This window comes from Blautia glucerasea (genome assembly GCF_013304385.1).
Classification (GTDB): domain Bacteria; phylum Bacillota; class Clostridia; order Lachnospirales; family Lachnospiraceae; genus Blautia_A; species Blautia_A ammoniilytica.
Window position 1 is genome coordinate 23,700 of the sequence record NZ_JAAITU010000027.1, and the last position, 21,733, is coordinate 45,432.

Consider the following 21,733-nt stretch of genomic DNA (forward strand, 5'->3'; position numbering starts at 1 on the left):
AGATGGCAAATAAATTATATGCAATGGAGCAGCTGACGGAGGAAGTGGCAAAGGACGTTTCCGCTAATCCGCAGGAATGGATGCGGTTCCTAAACACGGCATCCAGACTGTACAAATACACTTTTCCAGAACAGCTTTTAATTTATGCACAGCGGCCGGAAGCAACTGCCGTAGCATCCATGGAAATCTGGAATCAGAAGATGTACCGCTGGATCAAAAAGGGTTCCAAAGGAATTGCCCTGATAGATAACACATCCGGACCAAAAACGAAGTTACGATATGTTTTTGATGTGCAGGATACTTATAAGGTAAAAAATCTTGGCAGAGATCCACAGTTATGGAACCTTAATCCGGAAGGAGAACAACTGGTGGCAGATTATCTGCAGGAACAGCTTGCACTGGAAACAACAGAGGGAGGCTTGCCAGAGGTTCTTCACCAGGCGGCAGAAGAAAGTGTGCAGGCCTGGCTACCGGATGCTTTCGATGAATTGCAAATGGATGTATCAGGTACTTTTCTGGAAGATTTGGACGAGCAGAATCAGAAAGTGGAGTTCCGGGAATTGATGACAAACAGTGTCTGGTATGTATTACTGAACCGATGTGGACTGGATGTACAGGAATATCTGGATGCAGAGGATTTTCGGCATATTACGGATTTTAACCAGTTAAAGGTTATGGGACATCTTGGAAGTTCTGTGAATGAGATCAGCAGACCGGTATTGATGCAGATTGGACGATATGTATTGGATGATCTGGAAAAAGATCTGAAAACGGTTGCAAAAGAAAAGAAAGTAGCTTATAATAAATTTAACACGTTAATTCGTGAAAACAAAACAAATAACACAGAAAATAGAGAAGAAAATAAGGAGGAAACGGACTATGAGAGAGATCAGTTACAGCCAGAACGGAGAGTATCAGATTCCGGATATCAGCCTAGAAGAGACAAGCGGAACAATCGGGAAGTACGGAATGATGCGGAAAGAGTATCTGAGAAGTCACAAAGTAGCCAGGTTCAACATTCTGACACTGCAGAACCGTCTGGACAGTCATCTGATGGAGGTCGACAGTCAGGCAAGACAGAGAGTAGACAACCTGATAAACGAACTTCTGGAGAAAGATCCGGCACCGGACAAGATGGCAGACACAATGGCGTGGACCAGACACATGAACCAGATCAAAGCACAGGCAGAGGAACTGGTGATCCAGGAGATTATTTACAGTTAAGCCTGTTCCCAACAGAAGAAGAACAGTTAGGAGAAATAAGGAAAGCGGCAGCTGCATTAGAACAGCCAGCTGCTTTTCTTATTTCTGATGAAGTGGTAGACGATATTCTCCGAACAGGAAGTGGACAGAAAAATACACTGTTTCACATTACTGCAAGACTGATCGAAGGTCTGGATAATGAAGAAATGCAAAGTTTCCTGAAAGATGAATATGGCACCGGAGGAAAAGGATTTACCATAGATAATCAGAAAATCAGTATCTGGTACGACAACGATGGTATCCGTATCCGGAGAGGTGACTCTGCAAGAAGAAACTTTGACCGTATCGTTACGTGGGAAGAAGCTGCTGACAGGATCCGGGATATGTATGAGGAAGGAAATTACGTTGATAATCTTATCTCCAATAATGCTATCGAGCAGGAGCAGGAAGAAATGACTGATCTTCTGGCACTCCATTTTCGTGATACGAGCAGAAACAGAGAAGAACAGCTGTCTTATTCTGACTGGCAGGACGTAGTGGGAGCAGCTTGGACAGATCCAGAAGAAGCAGCTGCGACTGCCTATCGTTTTGAATGGCTTCAGGAAGATATGGAAAAGAATCCAGAAGATTATCATCGTTGGGAAATCCAGCATAATCCGGAATATTTCCAGCGTTATAAAGATCTCCAGAGGGAGCGTTTCTGGGTGGATCAGCAATTCAAGGTAGAGCGACCGGCACTGTCCTTTATCACACAGGATGAAATTGATGCAGTGTTAAGAAGAGGCGGAATTACTGCCGGAGGACGTAACCGGATTTACGAATATTTCATGGAGCACCATGATATGAAAGATGCAGCTGAGTTCCTGAAAAATGAGTATGGAACAGGTGGTTCTTCACCCGGAATACCAGGAGCAGGTGCTTCCGACGCATCCCATGATGCAAAAGGATTAAAACTTGCAAAAGGGAAAATTGGCAGTCCAGAGGTAGAAGTTTTATTAAAGTGGAACAAAGTTGCAGAACGTGTCTGCCAGTTAATCCGCACAGATGATTATTTGTCACCAGAAGAAATGGAAAAGTACGAAGAGCGACAGGAAGCACAAAGACAGGCAGATCTGGAAGAAGCACAGCAGATGTTAGGAGAACAACAGAAGCAGGATACTTTGACCGCTGAAGATATAACTGATTTGCAATTAGTTGATTCAGAATATATGTCTGGTACCAGAACAACAATTCATGATTTTGATTGCAAAGTTAAGGGAGAAGAGAATCAACTTCAATACACATTAGAATATCATGATGATGGAGAAGGTTTCACGATTCATACGGAAAAAGATGATATTTGGAATCGAATGTCAACACAAGAATTGGAACGCCTGGATGTAAAACTTGGACAAGAAGTACTTTATTATCATTATCACAACAAAACAGTAAATGCGGATACCCTAGATAAATTACGGGAAATCAGGGAAGAAATCATGGAGGAAAAGTCCTCGTATTTCACTGCTATTTCTAATCGTGTGTGGACAGATTATGATAAAAAAGAAAAAGAATTATCTGGAGAAGTTGAGGTATCGGAAGAAAAAGAATCTTTGGAAGAGATTAACGGAATATCAGAACCGATTCCAGCAACGAACTTCCGCATCACAGATGATGAGCTTGGACAGGGTACAGCAAAAGAAAAGTTCCGTGCCAATATCATGGCAATCCAGCTGTTGAAGAAATGTGAGGATGAGAACCGTAATGCGACACCAGAGGAACAGGAGATTTTATCCAGGTACGTTGGCTGGGGAGGTCTTGCAGATGCATTTGATGAAACAAAAGCTGCATGGGAGACAGAATATCTGGAATTAAAGACGGTTCTTACACCGGAGGAATATGCTGCCGCCAGAGCTTCCACCTTAAATGCTCATTATACACAGCCGATTGTGATTGACAGTATGTATCAGGTGTTGGAGAATCTGGGATTTACAAAAGGAAATATCCTGGAGCCATCTATGGGAGTCGGGAACTTTTTTGGAATGCTTCCGGAGAATCTAAACCAGTCCAAACTTTATGGTGTGGAATTGGACAGCATCAGCGGCAGAATTGCAAAGCTGCTCTATCCTGATGCCAATATTCAGATCAAAGGTTTTGAGAAGACAGATTATCCTAATGATTTCTTTGATGTGGCGATTGGAAATGTGCCATTCGGTGCATATAAGGTCAATGACCGTCAGTATGATCGCTTCAATTTCATGATTCATGATTACTTTCTTGCCAAAACGATAGATCAGTTACGGCCAGGTGGTGTGGCTGCGTTGATCACAACAAAGGGAACCATGGATAAGGCGTCACCGGAAGTACGGAAATATCTGGCAGAGAGGGCAGATCTGTTGGGAGCAATCCGACTGCCCAACACAGCTTTTAAGGCAAATGCAGGAACAGAAGTCAGTGCTGATATTTTGTTTTTCCAGAAGCGTGACAGCATGACAAAAGAGATGCCGGAGTGGGTGAATCTTGGAAGTGATACCAATGGAATTACAGTCAACCAGTATTTTGCAGACCATCCTGAAATGATTCTGGGTGAGATGAAAGAAGTATCGGGTCCATATGGTACGGAAACAACTTGTATGCCGATAGAAGGTGCTGACCTTGAACTCCAGCTTGCAGAAGCGGTCAAGAACATTCATGGAAGCATGGTACCGGCAGTAGATGTGGAAACAGAACTGGATGAGATGCCAGAGAGTATTCCGGCAGATCCAAATATCCGAAATTACAGCTATACGGTGGTAGATGATCAGGTATATTACCGTGTCAACTCATTGATGAATCAGGTGAAGATGCCTGCCGCTACTGCAGAACGTGTAAAAGGCATGGTTGCAATCCGTGATACTGTCCGGGAGTTGATCGCCATGCAGATGGAGGAATCCGTCACAGACGAAGAAATCCAGAAACAGCAGGAGAAACTGAATCAGGTATATGATACCTACACGGCAAAGTATGGAGTCATTGGAAGTAATGCCAACAAACGTGCATTTTCTGATGACTCTTCTTATTGTCTGCTGTGTTCACTGGAAGACTTGAACGAAGATGGAACGCTGAAACGAAAAGCAGACATGTTTACTAAGCGAACCATTAAAAAGGCGGTCGCTGTGACAAGCGTTGAGACAGCGACAGAAGCGTTAGCATTATCTTTGAATGAAAGAGCAAAGGTGGATCTGAACTATATGGCACAGCTGACTGGAAAGACAGAAGAAAAAATCACGGAGGAACTGGTTGGAGTTATCTTTAAGAATCCACTGACAGACCAGTGGGAGAGCGGAGATGAATATCTGTCCGGAAATGTCAGGGATAAATTAAATACTGCGAGAACCTTTGCAGAGAATCGTCCGGAATTTACACCGAATGTCCGTGCATTGGAGGCAGTTCAGCCAAGAAATCTGGAAGCATCTGAAATAGAAATAAGGATTGGGGCAACCTGGATTGAACCATCGGATTATCAGGACTTTATGCGGGAACTGCTTCATACCCCGTGGTATCTTGCACAGAAGGAAATACAGGTAAAATACTCTGAGGTCAATGGTGAATGGAGGATTACAGGAAAGAATGCCGACAGTCCGAGAAATGCGTTTGCCTATGCAACGTATGGAACTGAGAGAGCAAATGCCTATAAGATTCTGGAAGATACCCTGAACCTGAAAGATGTACGCATCTATGATAAGAGTGTCAATGAGAATGGTGATGAAATCCGTGTCCTCAATAAGAAAGAAACCATGCTGGCATCACAGAAGCAGGATGCCATGAAAGCAGCATTTAAGGATTGGATTTTTAAAGATCAGCAGAGGCGTGAAAGACTGGTAAAAGTTTACAATGAACGATTTAACAGTATCCGACCTCGTGAATATGATGGCAGCCATCTGACATTCCCTGGAATGAATCCGGAAATTGAGCTTCGCCCACACCAGAAAAATGCAGTCGCACATCAGCTTTATGGTGATAATGTGCTTCTTGCTCATGTAGTAGGAGCTGGGAAGACCTACGAGATGGTAGCGGCTGCAATGGAGAGCAAACGTCTGGGATTATCTCAGAAAAACCTCTTTGTCGTTCCAAACCATTTGACGGAGCAGTGGGGAGCAGAATTCCTGCAGTTATATCCAGGTGCCAATATTCTGGTGGCAACCAAGAAAGATTTTGAACCGGCGAATCGGAAAAAGTTCTGTGCCAGAATCGCTATGGGAAATTACGATGCTATTATTATTGGTCATTCCCAGTTTGAGCGTATACCAATCTCTGATGAGAGGCAGGAAGCTATGCTGCGGAAGCAGATTGATGATCTGGAAATGGCGATTCAGAGTGCAAGGTATGAACAGGATGGCGGACGTTATACCGTCAAACAGATTGAAAAAACCAGAAAGACACTGCAGACAAGGCTGGAAAAGCTGAATCAGAAAGAAAAAAAAGATCAGGTAGTTACGTTTGAAGAACTGGGAGTAGATCACTTGTATGTAGATGAAGCACACAGCTATAAAAATGCGTTTCTCTATACAAAAATGAGGAATGTAGCCGGGATTGCACAGAACGAAGCACAGAAGTCGGCAGATATGTTCAATAAATGTCAGTATCTGGATGAGATTACTGGAGGAAAAGGCATTACTTTTGCCACGGGCACACCAATCAGCAATAGTATGACGGAATTATATGTTATGCAGCGATATCTGCAGAACAGTAAATTACAAAATATGGGACTTGGACTGTTTGATTCCTGGGCTTCCACTTTTGGAGAAGTTGTCACGAGCATCGAACTTGCTCCCGAAGGAACAGGATATCGTGCAAAGTCCAGATTTGCACGGTTTTATAATATCCCGGAACTGATGAATATGTTCAAGGAGATTGCAGATATCAAGACTTCCGATCAGTTAAAGCTTCCTGTGCCGGAAGCAGAATATGAAACAGTGGTGCTGAAACCAACGGAACAGCAGAAAGAAATCGTAGAAAGCCTTGGAGAACGTGCGGAAGTTGTCAGAAATGGCGGAGTAGATGCCGCGGTTGATAATATGCTGAAAATCACCAATGATGGAAGAAAGTTAGCATTGGATCAGCGTTTAGTGAACGAATTATTGCCAGACAATCCGGAAAGCAAGATATCAGTCTGTGCAGAGAAAAGCTATGAAATCTGGAAAGACACAGCAGCACAGAAATCAGCACAATTGATTTTCTGTGATTTGAGTACACCGAAAGGCGATGGCAGTTTTAATGTCTACGACGACCTGAAACGGAAACTGATGGAAAAAGGAGTGCCGGAAAAAGAGATTGCTTTTATTCATGATGCAAATACAGAAGCAAAGAAGACGGAGCTGTTTGGAAAAGTGAAATCCGGACAGGTTCGTTTTTTGATTGGTTCTACAGCAAAGATGGGTGCAGGAACCAATGTGCAGGATCGTCTGATTGCGTTGCATCATCTGGATATTGGCTGGAAACCATCTGACTTGGAACAGAGGGAAGGACGTATTATCCGTCAGGGAAACCATAATAAAAAGGTTCATATCTTCCGGTATGTAACTGAATCCACATTTGACAGCTACATGTGGCAGTTGATTGAGAACAAGCAGAAATTCATTTCTCAGATTATGACCAGCAAAGCACCTGTGCGAAGCTGTGAAGATGTAGACGAAGCGGCACTTTCCTATGCAGAGGTCAAAGCTCTTGCAACCGGAAATCCGGCAGTAAAAGAGAAGATGGCATTGGATGTTGATGTGGCAAAATTAAAACTTTTAAAAGCCAACCACATGAATAACCAGTATCGACTGGAAGATGATATTGCAAGGAATTTTCCACAACAGATTGCAAAACTGACAGAGATCATTGACAGCTACAAGGCAGACATCGCTCATTTTTCTGAGTACAAAATCACAGATCCAGAGCAGTTTTCTATGGAAATCAGTGGCAAAGTGTTCACAGAAAAGAAAGAGGCAGGAGCGGCTCTTCTGGCGGTCTGCAAAGAAATTAAGTCTGTGGATGCAGCTATGGATATTGGAAGCTATCAGGGATTTAACATGAGAATCCAATTCGACAGTTGGAGCAAAGAGTTTATCCTGTCTGTAAAGCATGAATCGGTAGCTAAAGTTCGATTGGGAGCCGATGCTCTAGGAAATATCACTCGTATCAATAATCTTTTAGAAAGTTATCCGGAGAAACTGGCAGAAGCAGAACAACGGCTGGAAACGGTACAGGAGCAGATGACAAACGCCAAAGAGGAAGTCGGGAAGCCATTTCCAAAAGAAGAGGAACTGAACCAAAAACTGGAGCGACTGTCAGAGTTAAATGCACTTCTCAATATGGATGAACGGGAAGATACAGAAACAGAGCAGTCGGAATCAAAAGAGAAAGAAGAAAGACCGGCACGAGGTTCTATCCATGAGAAACTGCAGATTTATAAGGAAAAGAGTCAGCGGGAAAGTGAAACTGGCAAGGAAACCAGAAAACGGGACTTCGGTCTGGAATAAAGAGGAAAGATGGCATAATTTGGTAGAAGAAGGTTCTGTCGGTTATGCCATTTTTTAGAACACAGGAGGAATTTATATGGCAAGAAACAGGATAACGGGTAGAGAAACACAGAAAATGCAGGAATACACGCAGGGACAGATCAGTCAGGCAGAGCGTAGAGGCATAGAATTTCCAACAGATGTAAAAGAACAGCTTTTTGAATATGCGAATCTGATCGGTGAGGAAGAGAAAGTTAGGACTCTGGTAAGAAATCTAGCAGATGCAGTGATCCAGGCAGATGAAGAAGGGGTAGAGGATCTACTGGATGATGCAAGAATGGATATTCAGGATCTACCAGATCCAACCATAGGTAAGCTGGAATTACGTGATTATGGATATACAGCAGAAGACATGGTGCCGCTTAGAAAAGAAGCAGCTTTGGATTATCACAGAATGGGTTCTAAGATTTATTGCCTGGGCAGCGATGGCAGCAAGGGAGAGTATGCAAGTAAAGAAATGATACAGGCGCATGAAGGTCTGTTTGGCATGGAATCGCAGATGTGGGAACGGATAGAGGAGAATGACCTGGATTATGCCGATGAAGATTTTGGAGCATTTCAGGAGCCTATGAGTGTCATTGAGCAGGAAGAAGCACTGAAATTATACGATGCCGGAGCAGATATCTATCTGATCACTAATTTTTCATCACCAATGTATGTCACGGAACGCATGGAAATTGAACGAGGACCGGAGCATTATCAGATGTCTATGACAGAACTGGAGCGTTTCCGTAACCTGGAATGGGAAATGCAGAAATATCCGCAGATTCAGTCTTTGAAAGAGGCAAACCTGTTGTTAGGAACAAGGCGAACCTTTGGTATTTATCAGATCAAGGACGATTCACCGGGCGAAAACTATGCATTTATGAATATGCGCTTTATTGAAAGTCATGGTATGCAGATAAAAAAAGAAGATTATAAGCTGGTCTATGTTGGGGAATTATCGGGAAATATGTCACTGGATGATATTTTTGAAAGGTTCAACATTGATAGACCGGAAGATTTCCGTGGGCATTCCCTGTCTGTCAGTGATATCATAGTTCTGAATGACGGGGAAAAAGTAACCGCTCATTTTGTAGACAGTATCAGTTTTGAACAGCTGGATTCTTTCCTGAATCTGGAAGAACAGGTTCTTAGTGAACTGGCATATGAGGTAGGAGAACGTTACTTTGCTATTCAGAGAACAGAAGAAGGATATGATTATTCGTTTTACGATGAAGATTTTCGTCTGATGGATGGTGGCGTCTATGAAAATGATCAAATTTCTATTGAAGAAGCGGCAGAGGAACTTCTGGAAGACGAAGGCTGGACTGGAGAACGCATCCGTGGAGATTATGATCAGTTGATGGAAAAAGTAGAAGAAATGGATGAAGTTGTAATGGCAGAGATTCAGAAAAGCCAGGGCGAATATAAGCCTTTGGCAAAGGTGGAGGAACTGGAAGAGGCGAATTATAACATGATTGATAACGTCCTTAATAATATGCCACCGAAGAAAGAGCCTTATCTGGAATATTTCGCCACAGAATGTGATGAGTTCCATGATATGGGAGCTTATGAAAAAAGTACCGATGTTAATCAGATTGCTGCGGTCTATGAAAAATATAGGGAGAATCCTAAAACTGCGTATCTGGGATGCTCAATGGGAATTATTTATCGTGATCCGGAAGACAGTTACTATGATGAAGCCGAATTTGCGATCGTTAAAGGGAATACCGTATTCGGAAATCTGATGGATGATGTTCGATTTTATGGAGAACTTGCACTGGTACGGGAAGGGATCGAGAAAATTCATGAAGCATTGCCGGACTACAAGTATGTACCGATGAGGGATGTTCGAGAAGCAATGTATCCTGAGAAAATGACCACAGAACAGCTGGCAGAGGCACTGGATGAGATTGCAGAAGCTTTTGATCCGTATGAGTATCGAGATAATGTGGAGAGGGGAGAAAATACGGTGCAGGAAGTAATGCTGGATTTGAGAAGTGGAAATATTCATTCCTATATTTCATATCTGAAGGATATTGTAGACGAAGAATGCGATCTGTCTGTTCGTGCAGGAGTATTGATTGAAAGACTGAAAGCCTATGAACCTGAACTTCCAAAGGATATGGAACCAATGGTGTATGTAAACTATTGTGAAGAAAGTGATCTCATGAATCCAAGATGTCAGAAGCTGTCTGAGCTGGATGCAAAAACAGCAGAAATGGATAAAGAATGGTATGCAAAACGTGATCCGAAGACAGAGGAACCTACAAAAATTGCAAAGATATATGTGACTGTATATTATGCGGAAAAAGGTGAACAGATGCTGCATCATTTTAAGAAGTCAATGGATATTGGAAATGGACATGGCGGTATTGTGAGTCAGTTGAAGTATGATAATGAAATGAAGCTTACAGATGAGTATTGGATCAATTACCAGAAAGGCAAAGGAAGTGAAGAGTTCCAAAAGTATATGGAAGATCTGACAGACATGCAGAATCATGTGTTTCCGTATCTGCAGAGTTTTTGCAATCTGGAGGAAAAAGGTGTGAAGGAGAGACGAGAACAGCAGATAGCAGAAAGATATGAAGGAAGAGCAGATGAGAGGGTAACAAGTACCGAAGCGAATGAAGTTGTTAAGGATGTAGGAAAAACAGATAGAAAACCGGCACAGCAGAAGCAGGCGGTAGATGGAAAAGATAAGAAATTATCCATTCATGAACGGCTTGAGATCAATAAGAGGATTATTCAAGAAAAGCAGGGAAAAGATAAAACGGAGAGAGGAGTTGATTTGGGTGTAAGGACAGTGTAGAATAAGCAGAACGAGTCGGAGGTCATGGATGATAACGTGGCTTCCGGCTTTATTGCGTATTGTCGGAAGAATTATAAATGGTATAATGAATGTAAATGCGATAAAAGAATGTCGCCTGTTATGCGACTTCCAAATGAGAAAAGTGTGTTATTCTGAGATCAAACAAGAGGCTAATAGAGTCAGGAGGATGACATTATGAGTAAAAAAGGATATAGCAGACCAGGATTCTTTGGATCCATAAACCATTATGATGCAAACGGAAAAAAGTAGGCGAGAGCAGACCAGGATTCTTTGGTGGTATGAACGACTATGATGCAAATGGAAAGAAAATCGGACATAGTTCGCCTTCCTTTTTTGGTGGTATGAATCATTATGACAATAACGGGCATAAAGTAGGTGAGAGTCGACCAGGATTCTTTGGCGGTTTAAACCATTATGATGACAAGGGGCATAAGCGGGGGCATAGCAATCCAGGATTTTTAGGTGGATTCAATCATTACGGTTAAAACTGCACAGAGAGCAGCACAAGCGGCAAGGGCTGCGGCAAAAGCCGCCGTGGTTACGGTAAAGGCGATTGCCAAAGCGACCGCACTTGCCATTAAAGCGATTATTGCCGGAACGAAAGCCTTGATTGCCGCTATCGCCGCAGGCGGCTGGGTGGCGGTTTTGGTTATTATCGTGATTTGCCTGATTGGTATGATCCTCGGCTCAGTATTTGGCATTTTCTTCTCAGACGAAGATTCCGGCACTGGAATGAGTATGCAGACCGTTGTGCAGGAAATCAATACCGAATACGATACCAAGCTGCAAGAGGAAAAGAACTCGGTATCCTATGATGTTCTTGAAATGAGTGGCAGCAGAGCCGTTTGGAAAGAGGTGCTTGCCGTTTACTCTGTAAAAACGAATACGGATCAAGATAACCCCCAAGAGGTTGCCACAATGGACGATGGCAAAAAGCAACTCTTAAAAGACATCTTTTGGGAGATGAATCAAATATCTTCCCGAACAGAGAGCAAGACCGAAACAGTTATTACCGAAACCGATGACGGACACGGTAATATCGTGGAAACTGAAAGCACGGTCACACAAACCTATCTGTATATTACCGTCAGCCACAAGACTGCCGAGGAAATGGCGGCGCAATATGGTTTTAACGAAGAACAGAAAGGCTACCTCGCTGAACTGCTTGCGGATGAAAACAATTACCTTTGGTCACAGGTGCTTTACGGCATTACAGGCGGCGACGGACAGATCGTGACCGTTGCACTCTCTCTGGTTGGCAATGTGGGCGGTCAGCCGTATTGGTCGTGGTACGGTTTTAACTCCCGTGTAGAATGGTGTGCTTGCTTTGTATCTTGGTGTGCCAACGAGTGCGGCTATATCGACGCTGGAGTTATCCCAAAATATGCAGGCTGTGTCAACGGAGTACAATGGTTTAAGGATCGTGGACAATGGCTGGATGGCAGCGCCGAGCCTGCCCCCGGAATGATTATTTTCTTCGATTGGGCAGACGAAAGTGGTCAGGATGGATTATCCGACCATACGGGTATTGTTCAAAAGGTCGAAAACGGCAAGGTTTATACGGTCGAGGGCAACTCCGGCGACAGTTGCCGAGTCAATGAGTATTCTATCGGTTATTACGAGATTCTTGGCTACGGCGCACCTGCCTATTAAAATACACAAGCCGCCTGCATTTTGCAGGCGGTTGGATTACATATCAGAAAGATATTGTGCCGGTTTGAAAACTAAAAGTCTCAAAATACAGACTTAATAATTGCGATTTCACTCTCAAAGTGCTATAATACAAACTATATTTGGGTGGAGGTGCGGAAATGAAAGTACGGTACAACAAACTTTGGAAACTTCTGATTGACAAGGGAATGAAAAAGAGTCAATTACGAGAAGCGGTCGGGGCAAGCAAAAGTACATTTGCGAAACTCGGAAAAAATGAAAATGTTACCCTTCCCGTGCTGTTGAATATATGCGAATACTTAGAGTGTGATTTTGGCGACATAATGGAAGCCGTACCCGAAAATGAGGTGTAGGATCAATGAACAAGAAGATTTTAATTGTGGATGACGAAAAAGAAATCGTTGATCTGCTTGAAGTGTATTTGAGTAACGATGGTTATTCAGTATATAAATGTTATAATGGGTTAGAGGCGATGAAATGTATCAAACAGTCGCAGATTGATTTAGCGATACTTGATATTATGCTGCCGGATATTGATGGTTTTCGACTTTGCCAAAAAATTCGGGAAAAGTTTTACTTCCCTATTATTATGCTTACCGCCAAAATTGAGGATAGCGACAAGATTATGGGGCTTACGATTGGTGCGGATGATTATATAACGAAACCGTTTAATCCTTTAGAGGTTGTGGCAAGAGTAAAGACGCAATTAAGGCGTTATCAGAGCTATAACAGTCCTAATTTGAGCCAATCCGAAGAAAAAGACGAGTATGACATCAGAGGTCTACTGATAAACAGAGTCAGCCACAAGTGCTACTTGTATGGCAAAGAAATAGCCTTGACTCCGTTGGAGTTTTCTATTCTGTGGTATCTGTGCGAACATCAGGGTAAAGTTGTCGCCTCGGAGGAATTATTTGAAGCCGTGTGGAAAGAAAAGTATCTTCGCAACAGTAACAATACGGTAATGGCGCACATTGGGCGGCTTCGGGAAAAATTGAATGAACCTTCAAAAAATCCGAAGTTCATTAAAACTGTTTGGGGGGTAGGGTATGAAATTGAATAAAAAAGAAAAAAACTATCTGCTCTCTACCTTGTTCAAAGGGTATGTAATTCAATGTGCGATTTGCTCTGTGCTTATTTTTGGCGGTACTTTTCTTTTAGGAATTATGGCAGAGGAAATTCTCCGCAAGTATGTTTTGTATTATTACTTGTATTACAGAACAGTATATCTTTATATAGTGGCTGTAATCGTGTGGGGTGGCTGTATTATATACATGACATACCTACTTTTGAAAAAAGTAGTCGCCTATGTGTACGAGGTACAGGCTGCGACAGGAAAAATGTTCGATCAGAATGTCAGTTACATTGAAATGTCCCCGGAGTTGAGTGAAATCGCCGCTAACATCAATCAGTTAAAACAAGAGGCTGAAAGTAATGCAAGGCTTGCAAAAGAAAATGAGCAGCGAAAAAATGACCTGATTATGTATCTTGCACACGATTTGAAAACACCGCTTTCTTCTGTAATCGGGTATCTTACTTTACTGCGTGATGAGTCGCAAATCTCAAAGGAACTTCGAGAAAAGTACCTTTCAATCACTCTTGGTAAGGCAGAACGGTTAGAGGATCTGATTAACGAGTTTTTCGAGATAACACGATTCAATATATACGATATTACATTACAATACACGAAAATCAATTTAACTCGCCTGCTGGAGCAACTTGTATATGAATTTAAGCCTATGCTCAAATCAAAGAATTTGCAATGTAATCTTTGTGTTGATGATGATATAATGCTTCGATGTGACGCAGACAAAATTCAGCGTGTTTTTGATAACCTTTTGAGAAATGCGGTTATCTACAGTTTTGAAAATACGGATATCACGATCAGCGCACAATGTCAGGAAGATACGGTCAGCATTATTTTTTGTAACCACGGCGATACTCTGCCGGAAGAAAAGTTAAACAGGATTTTCGAGCAGTTTTATCGGCTTGACGCAGCGAGAAGTACAAGCAGTGGAGGAGCTGGATTAGGTTTGGCGATTGCAAAGCAGATTGTTGAACTACACAATGGTACAATCGTTGCAGAGAGCCAAGAGGATCAAAACAAGTTTTCAATTACTTTGCCGTTGGCGTAGGAAAATTGTAAGAATTTGCATAGAAAAAAAGAGGAATATCTTACGAGCAATCAAGAAAATACGGGCTTCTGTTTTGGTACAATAAAAGTATCAAGATAGAGGCTCGTATTTTTTGTGATACAGCATAAGGAGGAATGATGAAGTTGCTAAGAAAACAAATGCTGCTATGTTCTATTTTGTTTCTTGTATTTACGCTATCTGCCTGCTCTGCAATTGGGCAGACAGACGAAAACAATCTTACAGATAGCGCAACATCCGCAGAAAAAACGGTATCAGTTGTACGAGGGACAATTACTCCAACCGTTTCAATGCAAACGACTATTGTTCCGGCAGTACCGTTTATTATTTCCTCACCCGAAAATGGCATATTTAATACAGCGGTAGAATTAGAAGAAAAAATCACTGCCGGGCAAATTATTGGAACTGTGAACGGCAAAGAATTGAAATCTCCGGTGGATGGTACAATTACCTCTATTGCCCCATCCAATGAAAGCGTACCGAGTAATTATCCCGTAGCGATAGTGCATTATACAGGATTTGCCCTCAATGTAGAGGCAGATAATTTTTTGAGTACCTTACCGGAGTATGCAGAGTTGAAAGCAAAATTTCAAGTATATGATGGTGTAGGACCAACCGATATGATTGCCGTGGTGTCGCCTGCCGCAGATGAAAATGCGTTTACGGGAATCGTGCCGCAAGAGGGCATTCTGCAATGCTTGATCAGTCAAACAGTCGATGTGAAATCGGGGCAAAGTGCAACGGTAGTCATAACGGCGACAACGAGAAATGATGTCCTTATATTGCCGCTGTCGGTAATAGCGGGTAGACAAGGGACGGGATTGGTTACTGTAATTACTCCGAATGGAGAAAGAGTGGAAACAAAAGTGACATTGGGTGTGACAGACGGAGCCAATATAGAAATACTGTCCGGCTTAGAGGAGGGCGATGTAGTTTCTGCTACTCCGCCAAACCTTGATCCGAGGGGGATTTGATAAAATGAAAGGAATTTCCGAAAAGACTTTAATCAAAATAAAGGATTTGAAAGCAAGCGTCAAATTGAATAATGGCGATATGCTGACAACAGTAACCAACGCTAATATGGAATTGCAACGAGGGCGCAGTTATGCCATTGTCGGAAAGTCCGGCTCAGGCAAAACAAGCCTTATATCCATTATTGGCTTGTTAAATCGGGAATATGAGGGCGAGTACCTTTATGATGGTATATCTATTTCTGCTTTGAAAGACCGTGATCTGTCTATACTGCGAGCCAATAATATCGGATTTGTATTTCAGAACTACTCTCTGATTAAGCACTTGCGGGTATGGGAAAATATCGAATTACCCCTACTCTATGCCAAAAAGTCGTTTACCGCCAAACAGCGTCACGAGATAATTACAGGCTTGCTAAAAAGTGTCGGCTTAGAAAGCAAGGAAAATGATTACCCAATCAATTTGTCCGGCGGTGAACAACAAAGAGTTGCAATCGCAAGGGCGCTTGCAGTATCTCCGGAAGCCATTTTATGTGATGAGCCTACGGGAGCGTTGGATAAAAAGACGGGAACGCAGATTATGGAACTGTTGCACAGCGTCGTAAAAGAAAATGGAATTATGCTGCTGTTGGTTACGCACGATCCTGATATTGCAGATACCTGTGATACGATTTTTGAAATGGATGGAGGGAGGATAACTTGTGCTAAAAATGATACTTAAAGACCTTCGTCTGTCTCCACTTAGAAGTATTCTGACAAGTGTTTCAATGCTTGTAGGCATTATCGCAATGCTTGGATCGGTATTAGTTGGTACGCTTGGACGGGAGTATTTGATTTCCGTAAACGCACAGGTATATGGCTGGTCACCTACTTACTCATTCGTGATAACGGAATCCGATTTTCACGATAGAAATAAAATGGAACAATTATTCCAGAGATTTGAAGCCATTGATGATGTAGCCGCTGTTACTTTTTCTATGGGAGAAGATATTCGATTTGCACCAATGAAAGATTTAACGCCAATACCGCCGAATGATGTTTACCAAAACCTGATGGCTTTTGATTTAGTTTGCACCACGGAGGCATATAGTCAAGTCTATAATCTTCCAATGACATCCGGTAGATGGTTAGAGCCTTCGAGTGAGGGCGGCTCGCTTGAAGTGGTCATAAACAAAGAAGCTAAAAACTATTTTAATGATTCGCCCTATGCTGCAGGAAATGTAAAAAGCACACTTTCGTTAACCCCATTCAATATTGTCGGAGTAGTAAACGATGGCAGGGATTTTCCGACTATCTATGCGGATTCTGCGGCGATCCTCAATTTCGCACCAGCAATGTGGCAAGTACAAAATGCAAATGTGTATTGGCATCCCACAACAGGACTGACAATCGAACAGATACATTCTGCCCTTGGCGACATTTTGACTGATACCATTGGCGGTTACTGGGAAAGTGCTGGGCGGAGTGATATTGGAGATACCTATGATTCGGTATTGTCCATACTGCAATTAGGGCTTTTGGTTACTTCGCTTTTGTTGCTGTTTGTTTCCGTATTAGGGCAGATCAATATCGGACTATCTTCATTGGAACAGCGCACACATGAGTTGCTGATCCGCAGAGCGATAGGTGCTTCACGAACAAATATTGTGGCATTGGTTTTAGGCTCACAGTTGATTTTATCAATATTCGTTTGCTTTGCAGCTATTTTGATTTCGCTGATTTTGGTGCATTGTATTGGAGCGTTGCTCCCTGTGGATTCCCCGGTGGGAACACCGAGTTATCCAATCAGCGTTGCTGTTGTTGCAGTTGCTGTGTCTGTGCTTACAGCATTATTGGGCGGATTATTACCAGCATTGAAAGCAGCAAAATTAGAGCCTGCATTGGCTCTTAGATAATAAAACTCAATTCAAGGAGGAAACAAAATGAAACGAACAATCTCAAAATCCGAAAGACCGTACAGACTGTTATTGTGTGTTATGATTTCTTTGCTGGTGATTATGCTGGCAGGCTGCTCCACTTCTTCGGACTCCGACACAAACACAAGAGGTTTCACGGACTTTGCTACCATTGAAGAAGAATACCTAACGACCATTGAGAGTTTGAATTGGCCGGAGGGCTTTACGCCGCCTGATGCTTTGGAAGGCGAAGATACGGGAGCGTCTTTTCAGATAGGATATGGCGATACAAGAGCATCTAACCTTTGGGAATATTCTTGGATGCAGGAATGGCTTGATACTTACAATACGGATTCGGAAAGGGCGGCAAAAGCCTTAGCTGAACTCGAAAAAGCCTTTGATATGCCTTATATGGGAACAGATCGCTGTGATGACGCCACACGCAAATATCTTCGTGATAATATTGATAAAGCTAAGTTGGGAGATCCGTCTGGATTTACAGAGTGTATTCAGGCAAATTATGCCGATTAAAAATGGCACATAGGAGTTTTGGTGTTGGGAGGTGAGCACATATATGCAGAGAAAACGCCGTAAGAAAAAACGATTTGGAGTATTTTTGTTTTTGCTTGTAGTTTGTATCGGCATAGGTATAATGTTTGTGCCGTGGGCAATGCAGCCGGAAAATTTCAGAGAGGTAAAGAATAAAATAAATGGTTTTCTCTACAAAGAAGATTTTCCTGACTCTTATAATGCAAAATCGCTGATTTTGGTGGATTGTTCTGATGATGAAATATTTGTTTCAAAAAACGAGAACGAGCCACAAATTCCTGCAAGTTTAGCCAAGCTGTTTGTTATTGAGTATGCGTCAACTTTAGCAGACCTTGATAGTATCGTTGTTGCAGACTATGGTGCTATTTCACTCACGAAACCTGGCTCGTCTGTTGCTCAAATCAAGGAAAAAGAATACTTTTTACACAATCTATTTGCGGCAATGTTAGTACCGTCAGGGAATGACGCAGCTTATGTGGTTACTGATTATTGTGGAGGATTACTTTCGCCGCAAGCAGAAAGCTGTCAAGAGCGTGTGAGGATTTTCATGGAGAACTTAAACCTGCATTTGCAACAGCAGGGGTACTTAGACACAGTTTTATATGATCCGAGTGGTTTTGATATGGAGGCACTTACCACCTCTTTAGATTTGAAAGAAGTAGTATATCGGTTGTTGGAATACTCGTGGTTTAGAGAAATTGTATCTCAAAACACTTATACGGCAACACTGCCTGATGGCAGTACACAAATATGGCAGAATACAAACGCCTTCCTTGATCCGACATCCGAATATTACAACGAAAATGTATGCGGAATTAAGACTGGCTCTCTGTCTGACGACTATAACTTGATTGTGCTTTATCAGCAGCACGGAAAAGAGTTTTTGATATGCAGTTTAGGCTCTCAGTCCGATTCCTCTCGTTATGACGATGTGAATTTTATTCTGAAAACGATTGATGAATCGTATTATCTCACGCAATAAATCTTATGTTGTCCAAGACAAAAAAACTAACCAAGGGGGGTGATAATATCGGACGAATCGTAATAATGGAGTTCAAAGCACAAGACTCAACAGCCTTTGACGATATGCTGGCTTTTGTAAAACAGCACCCTGATTTTGAAAAATTAGAGATTTCATATGAGCCGACATTATCCCTTTCCGGCTTAGAAATCAATTTGAGCCGGCGCAGAGTTATCAATAACGGTCAGGAAATTGAACTGACCGTCAAAGAGTACGATATACTCTGCTTGCTCGCAGCCAATAAAGGTCGTGTTCTTACATACGAGCAGATTTATGATAAGGTGTGGGGCGAAATATCAGCAGGCAATGAAAAGGATACCGTAGGCTTTCACATTCGGAATCTTCGTAAAAAACTTTGTGATACAAACTCTCACTTTTCCATAGATAGTGTTCGTGAGATCGGCTACCGCTTTAACAGTCAGTAAGCAGTCCCTCGTAGTTCATAATGAATTGCGAGGGATTATTCATTTTCTAAGACGGTATGTCGGAATTTGATAAATCCCTGCAAATGTTGATTTTATACGACTGTTAAGAGCAATATCGTGTCTAAACTTGCGACTGGACTTTGCATTTTCTACGAGTTATCTTCGTAATATCTCGGCATTATACTACTGGAATGTTTATCATAAACAGGGCATGATTTATGGCAGAATGGGCAGTCGTTCTCGTGCCATTTATTAGGTCTTGCTTGGATACGAATATGTTTAACTCCATTCTTATCAGAGTAAAGATTACAATTTTTTATAACTGTGTTCTTGACATTAAGGACACTTTTGCATAATGTATTAACTGAAGCCACTTGTGAATACTCCTTTTGTGTTTTTCTTCGCAGTTAATACATTAAAGGACACAAGTGTTTTTTCAATATGGTGTTGTTAATTAATGGTGTTAGGCTTCCACCATTATGCCAGAAGCCTCATATAAATTTATTGGGAAGAGTTACCGATCAAGTTTTCTCAGAATCCGAAGAATGGGATATTGATACGGTGTCAGAAACTATTGCATCGGAATATGAAAGAGCAACGAATCTTTCGATAAATAAAGAGAAGCAGAATTTGCCAATAGAAGAAAAACGAACGATAGATGTTAAAGAAATACGAGAATGGCTGAACTTTATTATTACGATTATATCAGTTGTTTTGGGAGTTACGAATTCTTCAGCAACAACGATAAATAATTACAATTATACACAACAAGTCAATAATTATTACATCGTTGGAATGGGATATGATGCGAAGGAGCTAAATACGACTAAATATAGAATCGTTAATAGAGAATCTATTGTACGACTGAAGCATGACTGCCATTCGATTGTAATTGAAAAGCTTGAGGAAGGGAAAGTTGTTAGAATTATAGATAAATATAAAAAGTGGCGACAGATAATTTGGGAGAATGAAGATGGTGAAGAATGTATGGGGTGGATTCAAAATTATAGATTAACTGAGTTTAAAGTGCCTAGAAATAAATGATGTATATTTGATGAAATAGAATCTATAAGTGAAGGAAGTATTATGTGTGGTAGATATTATATTGATTCTGATATGGCAGATGAAATCGAAAAAGTAGTGCATGATATAGACCAACGGATCCGGCAGGAACATTTTGCAGGAGATATCTTTCCAACCAATGTAGCACCGATCATTGAAAAATCAGAACATGGATTGAAACTGGATGTTTGCAAGTGGGGATATCCATTGTCACAAGGAAAGAATCTGGTTATAAATGCAAGAGCAGAATCTGTTATGGACAAACCTTCTTTTCGAAATGGAATCCTCTATCACCGCATTTTGATACCGGCAAGTGGGTTCTATGAATGGAATCGGTTAAAAGAGAAAAATACATTTTCCAGATATGATGCACCAGTATTGTATATGGCTGGCTTCTGTGATTGGTTTGAGAATGAACGACGATTTGTGATTATGACTACAGCAGCCAATGAATCTATGATAAAAGTACATGATCGTATGCCGCTGATATTGGAAAAAGGACAGCTGAAAGATTGGTTCGATGACAGGAAAATGGAGCAAATTCTGCATCAGGTACCGGTTCAGCTAAAACGAGAGGCAGAATACGAACAGCAGAGCTTATTCTTATAATGGTTCAGAGGAGAAATAGAAAGATGCAAATATTTGTTGATGCAGATGCCTGCCCAGTGGTTGCGATCATTGAAAAGATTGCAAAAGATAATAGTGTTCCGGTAATGTTGTTGTGTGATACAAACCATGTTCTGTCATCGACTTATAGTAAAGTTGTTGTTGTCGGTGCAGGAGCAGATGCAGTAGATTATAAACTGATTAGTATCTGCCATAAAGGAGATATTGTCGTATCACAGGACTATGGTGTGGCTGCAATGGCATTGGGAAAAGGTGCTTATGCTATTCATCAATCAGGTAAATGGTACACGGATGATAATATTGATCAGATGCTAATGGAACGTCACCTGAGTAAAAAAGCCAGAAGAAGTTCCCGTAAATGTCATGTCAAGGAACCGAAGAAGCGGACGGAGGAAGATGATGAAAGATTCGCTCAGTCTTTTGAAAAAATGCTTTTGATGGCACGGGAGAAAGAAGGCAGATGAGGAATTGTAGATGCAGAGGAACGACAGAAGCTATAAAGACTTAAAACAAAAACAGAAGAGTGCAATAGCAGATAAAACATACAAAATGCACTTGAAGTTTTATCTTGAGAATCAGCGAATGCCGGATGCTACTGAAATGAATGATATATGCAAAAGTTTGTTTACGGCAGTTCAATCGCTTGCTCCTAAAACGGAATATGAAGAATTTTATAAAATTGTTGAAAAGCGTGAAAAGAGTTATGAAGAACGTATCCTGAGAGACATTCAGAATGGAATTACCTCCGGAGGTGCACCGTATGGTGTCACCTGGGAGGAAATGGGTCTGAAGCCTTGGGAAGATTTGGAAGAGAATAATTGAG

The 21,733-nt window shown here is 41.7% G+C and carries 17 protein-coding genes; all 17 read left to right on the forward strand.

The window, feature by feature from the left end; translation table 11 throughout:
* The first annotated feature begins 2 nt into the window (after nucleotides 1-2).
* Nucleotides 3-7,685 (forward strand): DEAD/DEAH box helicase family protein, encoded by a 7,683-nt coding sequence (locus G5B11_RS19850; RefSeq protein ID WP_173728237.1) that lies wholly within the window; start codon nucleotides 3-5, stop codon nucleotides 7,683-7,685.
* 76 nt (nucleotides 7,686-7,761) lie between these two features.
* Nucleotides 7,762-10,518 (forward strand): YodL domain-containing protein, encoded by a 2,757-nt coding sequence (locus tag G5B11_RS11265; RefSeq protein WP_173728240.1) that lies wholly within the window; start codon nucleotides 7,762-7,764, stop codon nucleotides 10,516-10,518.
* Nucleotides 10,519-10,817: 299 nt separating this feature from the next.
* Nucleotides 10,818-11,024 carry a hypothetical protein gene (locus G5B11_RS11270; RefSeq protein ID WP_012744284.1) on the forward strand — a complete coding sequence of 69 codons (207 nt, stop codon included), beginning with the start codon at nucleotides 10,818-10,820 and terminating at the stop codon, nucleotides 11,022-11,024.
* Entirely contained in the window at nucleotides 11,002-12,192 is a 1,191-nt protein-coding gene (locus G5B11_RS19855; protein WP_008703824.1) for a CHAP domain-containing protein, read from the forward strand. The genes G5B11_RS11270 and G5B11_RS19855 overlap by 23 nt, the downstream gene beginning before the upstream one ends.
* Nucleotides 12,193-12,350: 158 nt before the next feature.
* Nucleotides 12,351-12,563, forward strand: a complete 213-nt coding sequence (locus tag G5B11_RS11280) for a helix-turn-helix domain-containing protein (RefSeq protein ID WP_008703822.1) — start codon at nucleotides 12,351-12,353, stop codon at nucleotides 12,561-12,563.
* Between the two features lie 5 nt (nucleotides 12,564-12,568).
* Nucleotides 12,569-13,270, forward strand: coding sequence for a VanR-ABDEGLN family response regulator transcription factor (gene vanR, locus G5B11_RS11285; protein ID WP_004853366.1), 702 nt, complete (start codon nucleotides 12,569-12,571; stop codon nucleotides 13,268-13,270).
* The gene (locus G5B11_RS11290) at nucleotides 13,257-14,342 is read left to right on the forward strand and encodes a sensor histidine kinase (RefSeq protein WP_008703821.1); all 1,086 of its coding nucleotides are present in this window, start codon (nucleotides 13,257-13,259) and stop codon (nucleotides 14,340-14,342) included. Before vanR ends, G5B11_RS11290 begins: the two co-directional genes overlap by 14 nt.
* A 134-nt stretch (nucleotides 14,343-14,476) precedes the next feature.
* Complete coding sequence (locus tag G5B11_RS11295) at nucleotides 14,477-15,334, forward strand: hypothetical protein (protein ID WP_158421990.1); 858 nt, start codon at nucleotides 14,477-14,479, stop codon at nucleotides 15,332-15,334.
* Between the two features lie 4 nt (nucleotides 15,335-15,338).
* Complete coding sequence (locus G5B11_RS11300) at nucleotides 15,339-16,052, forward strand: ABC transporter ATP-binding protein (RefSeq protein ID WP_004853372.1); 714 nt, start codon at nucleotides 15,339-15,341, stop codon at nucleotides 16,050-16,052.
* Nucleotides 16,042-17,226: an ABC transporter permease gene (locus G5B11_RS11305; protein WP_117456454.1), complete on the forward strand. Its 1,185-nt coding sequence runs from the start codon at nucleotides 16,042-16,044 to the stop codon at nucleotides 17,224-17,226. Before G5B11_RS11300 ends, G5B11_RS11305 begins: the two co-directional genes overlap by 11 nt.
* Nucleotides 17,227-17,253: 27 nt before the next feature.
* A complete protein-coding gene (locus G5B11_RS11310) occupies nucleotides 17,254-17,757 on the forward strand; it encodes a hypothetical protein (RefSeq protein WP_015514509.1) in 504 nt (167 codons plus the stop codon).
* Nucleotides 17,758-17,800: 43 nt separating this feature from the next.
* Entirely contained in the window at nucleotides 17,801-18,757 is a 957-nt protein-coding gene (locus tag G5B11_RS11315; protein WP_173728242.1) for a D-alanyl-D-alanine carboxypeptidase family protein, read from the forward strand.
* A 65-nt stretch (nucleotides 18,758-18,822) separates the two neighbouring features.
* Nucleotides 18,823-19,221 carry a winged helix-turn-helix domain-containing protein gene (locus G5B11_RS11320; protein WP_015514508.1) on the forward strand — a complete coding sequence of 133 codons (399 nt, stop codon included), beginning with the start codon at nucleotides 18,823-18,825 and terminating at the stop codon, nucleotides 19,219-19,221.
* 441 nt (nucleotides 19,222-19,662) lie between these two features.
* Complete coding sequence (locus G5B11_RS11325; RefSeq protein WP_173728244.1) at nucleotides 19,663-20,265, forward strand: hypothetical protein; 603 nt, start codon at nucleotides 19,663-19,665, stop codon at nucleotides 20,263-20,265.
* A 42-nt stretch (nucleotides 20,266-20,307) separates the two neighbouring features.
* Nucleotides 20,308-20,892, forward strand: a complete 585-nt coding sequence (locus tag G5B11_RS11330; RefSeq protein WP_012744277.1) for an SOS response-associated peptidase — start codon at nucleotides 20,308-20,310, stop codon at nucleotides 20,890-20,892.
* Between the two features lie 23 nt (nucleotides 20,893-20,915).
* A complete protein-coding gene (locus tag G5B11_RS11335; protein ID WP_158421993.1) occupies nucleotides 20,916-21,374 on the forward strand; it encodes a YaiI/YqxD family protein in 459 nt (152 codons plus the stop codon).
* A 118-nt stretch (nucleotides 21,375-21,492) separates the two neighbouring features.
* Complete coding sequence (locus G5B11_RS11340; RefSeq protein WP_244092991.1) at nucleotides 21,493-21,732, forward strand: hypothetical protein; 240 nt, start codon at nucleotides 21,493-21,495, stop codon at nucleotides 21,730-21,732.
* Nucleotide 21,733 lies beyond the last annotated feature (1 nt).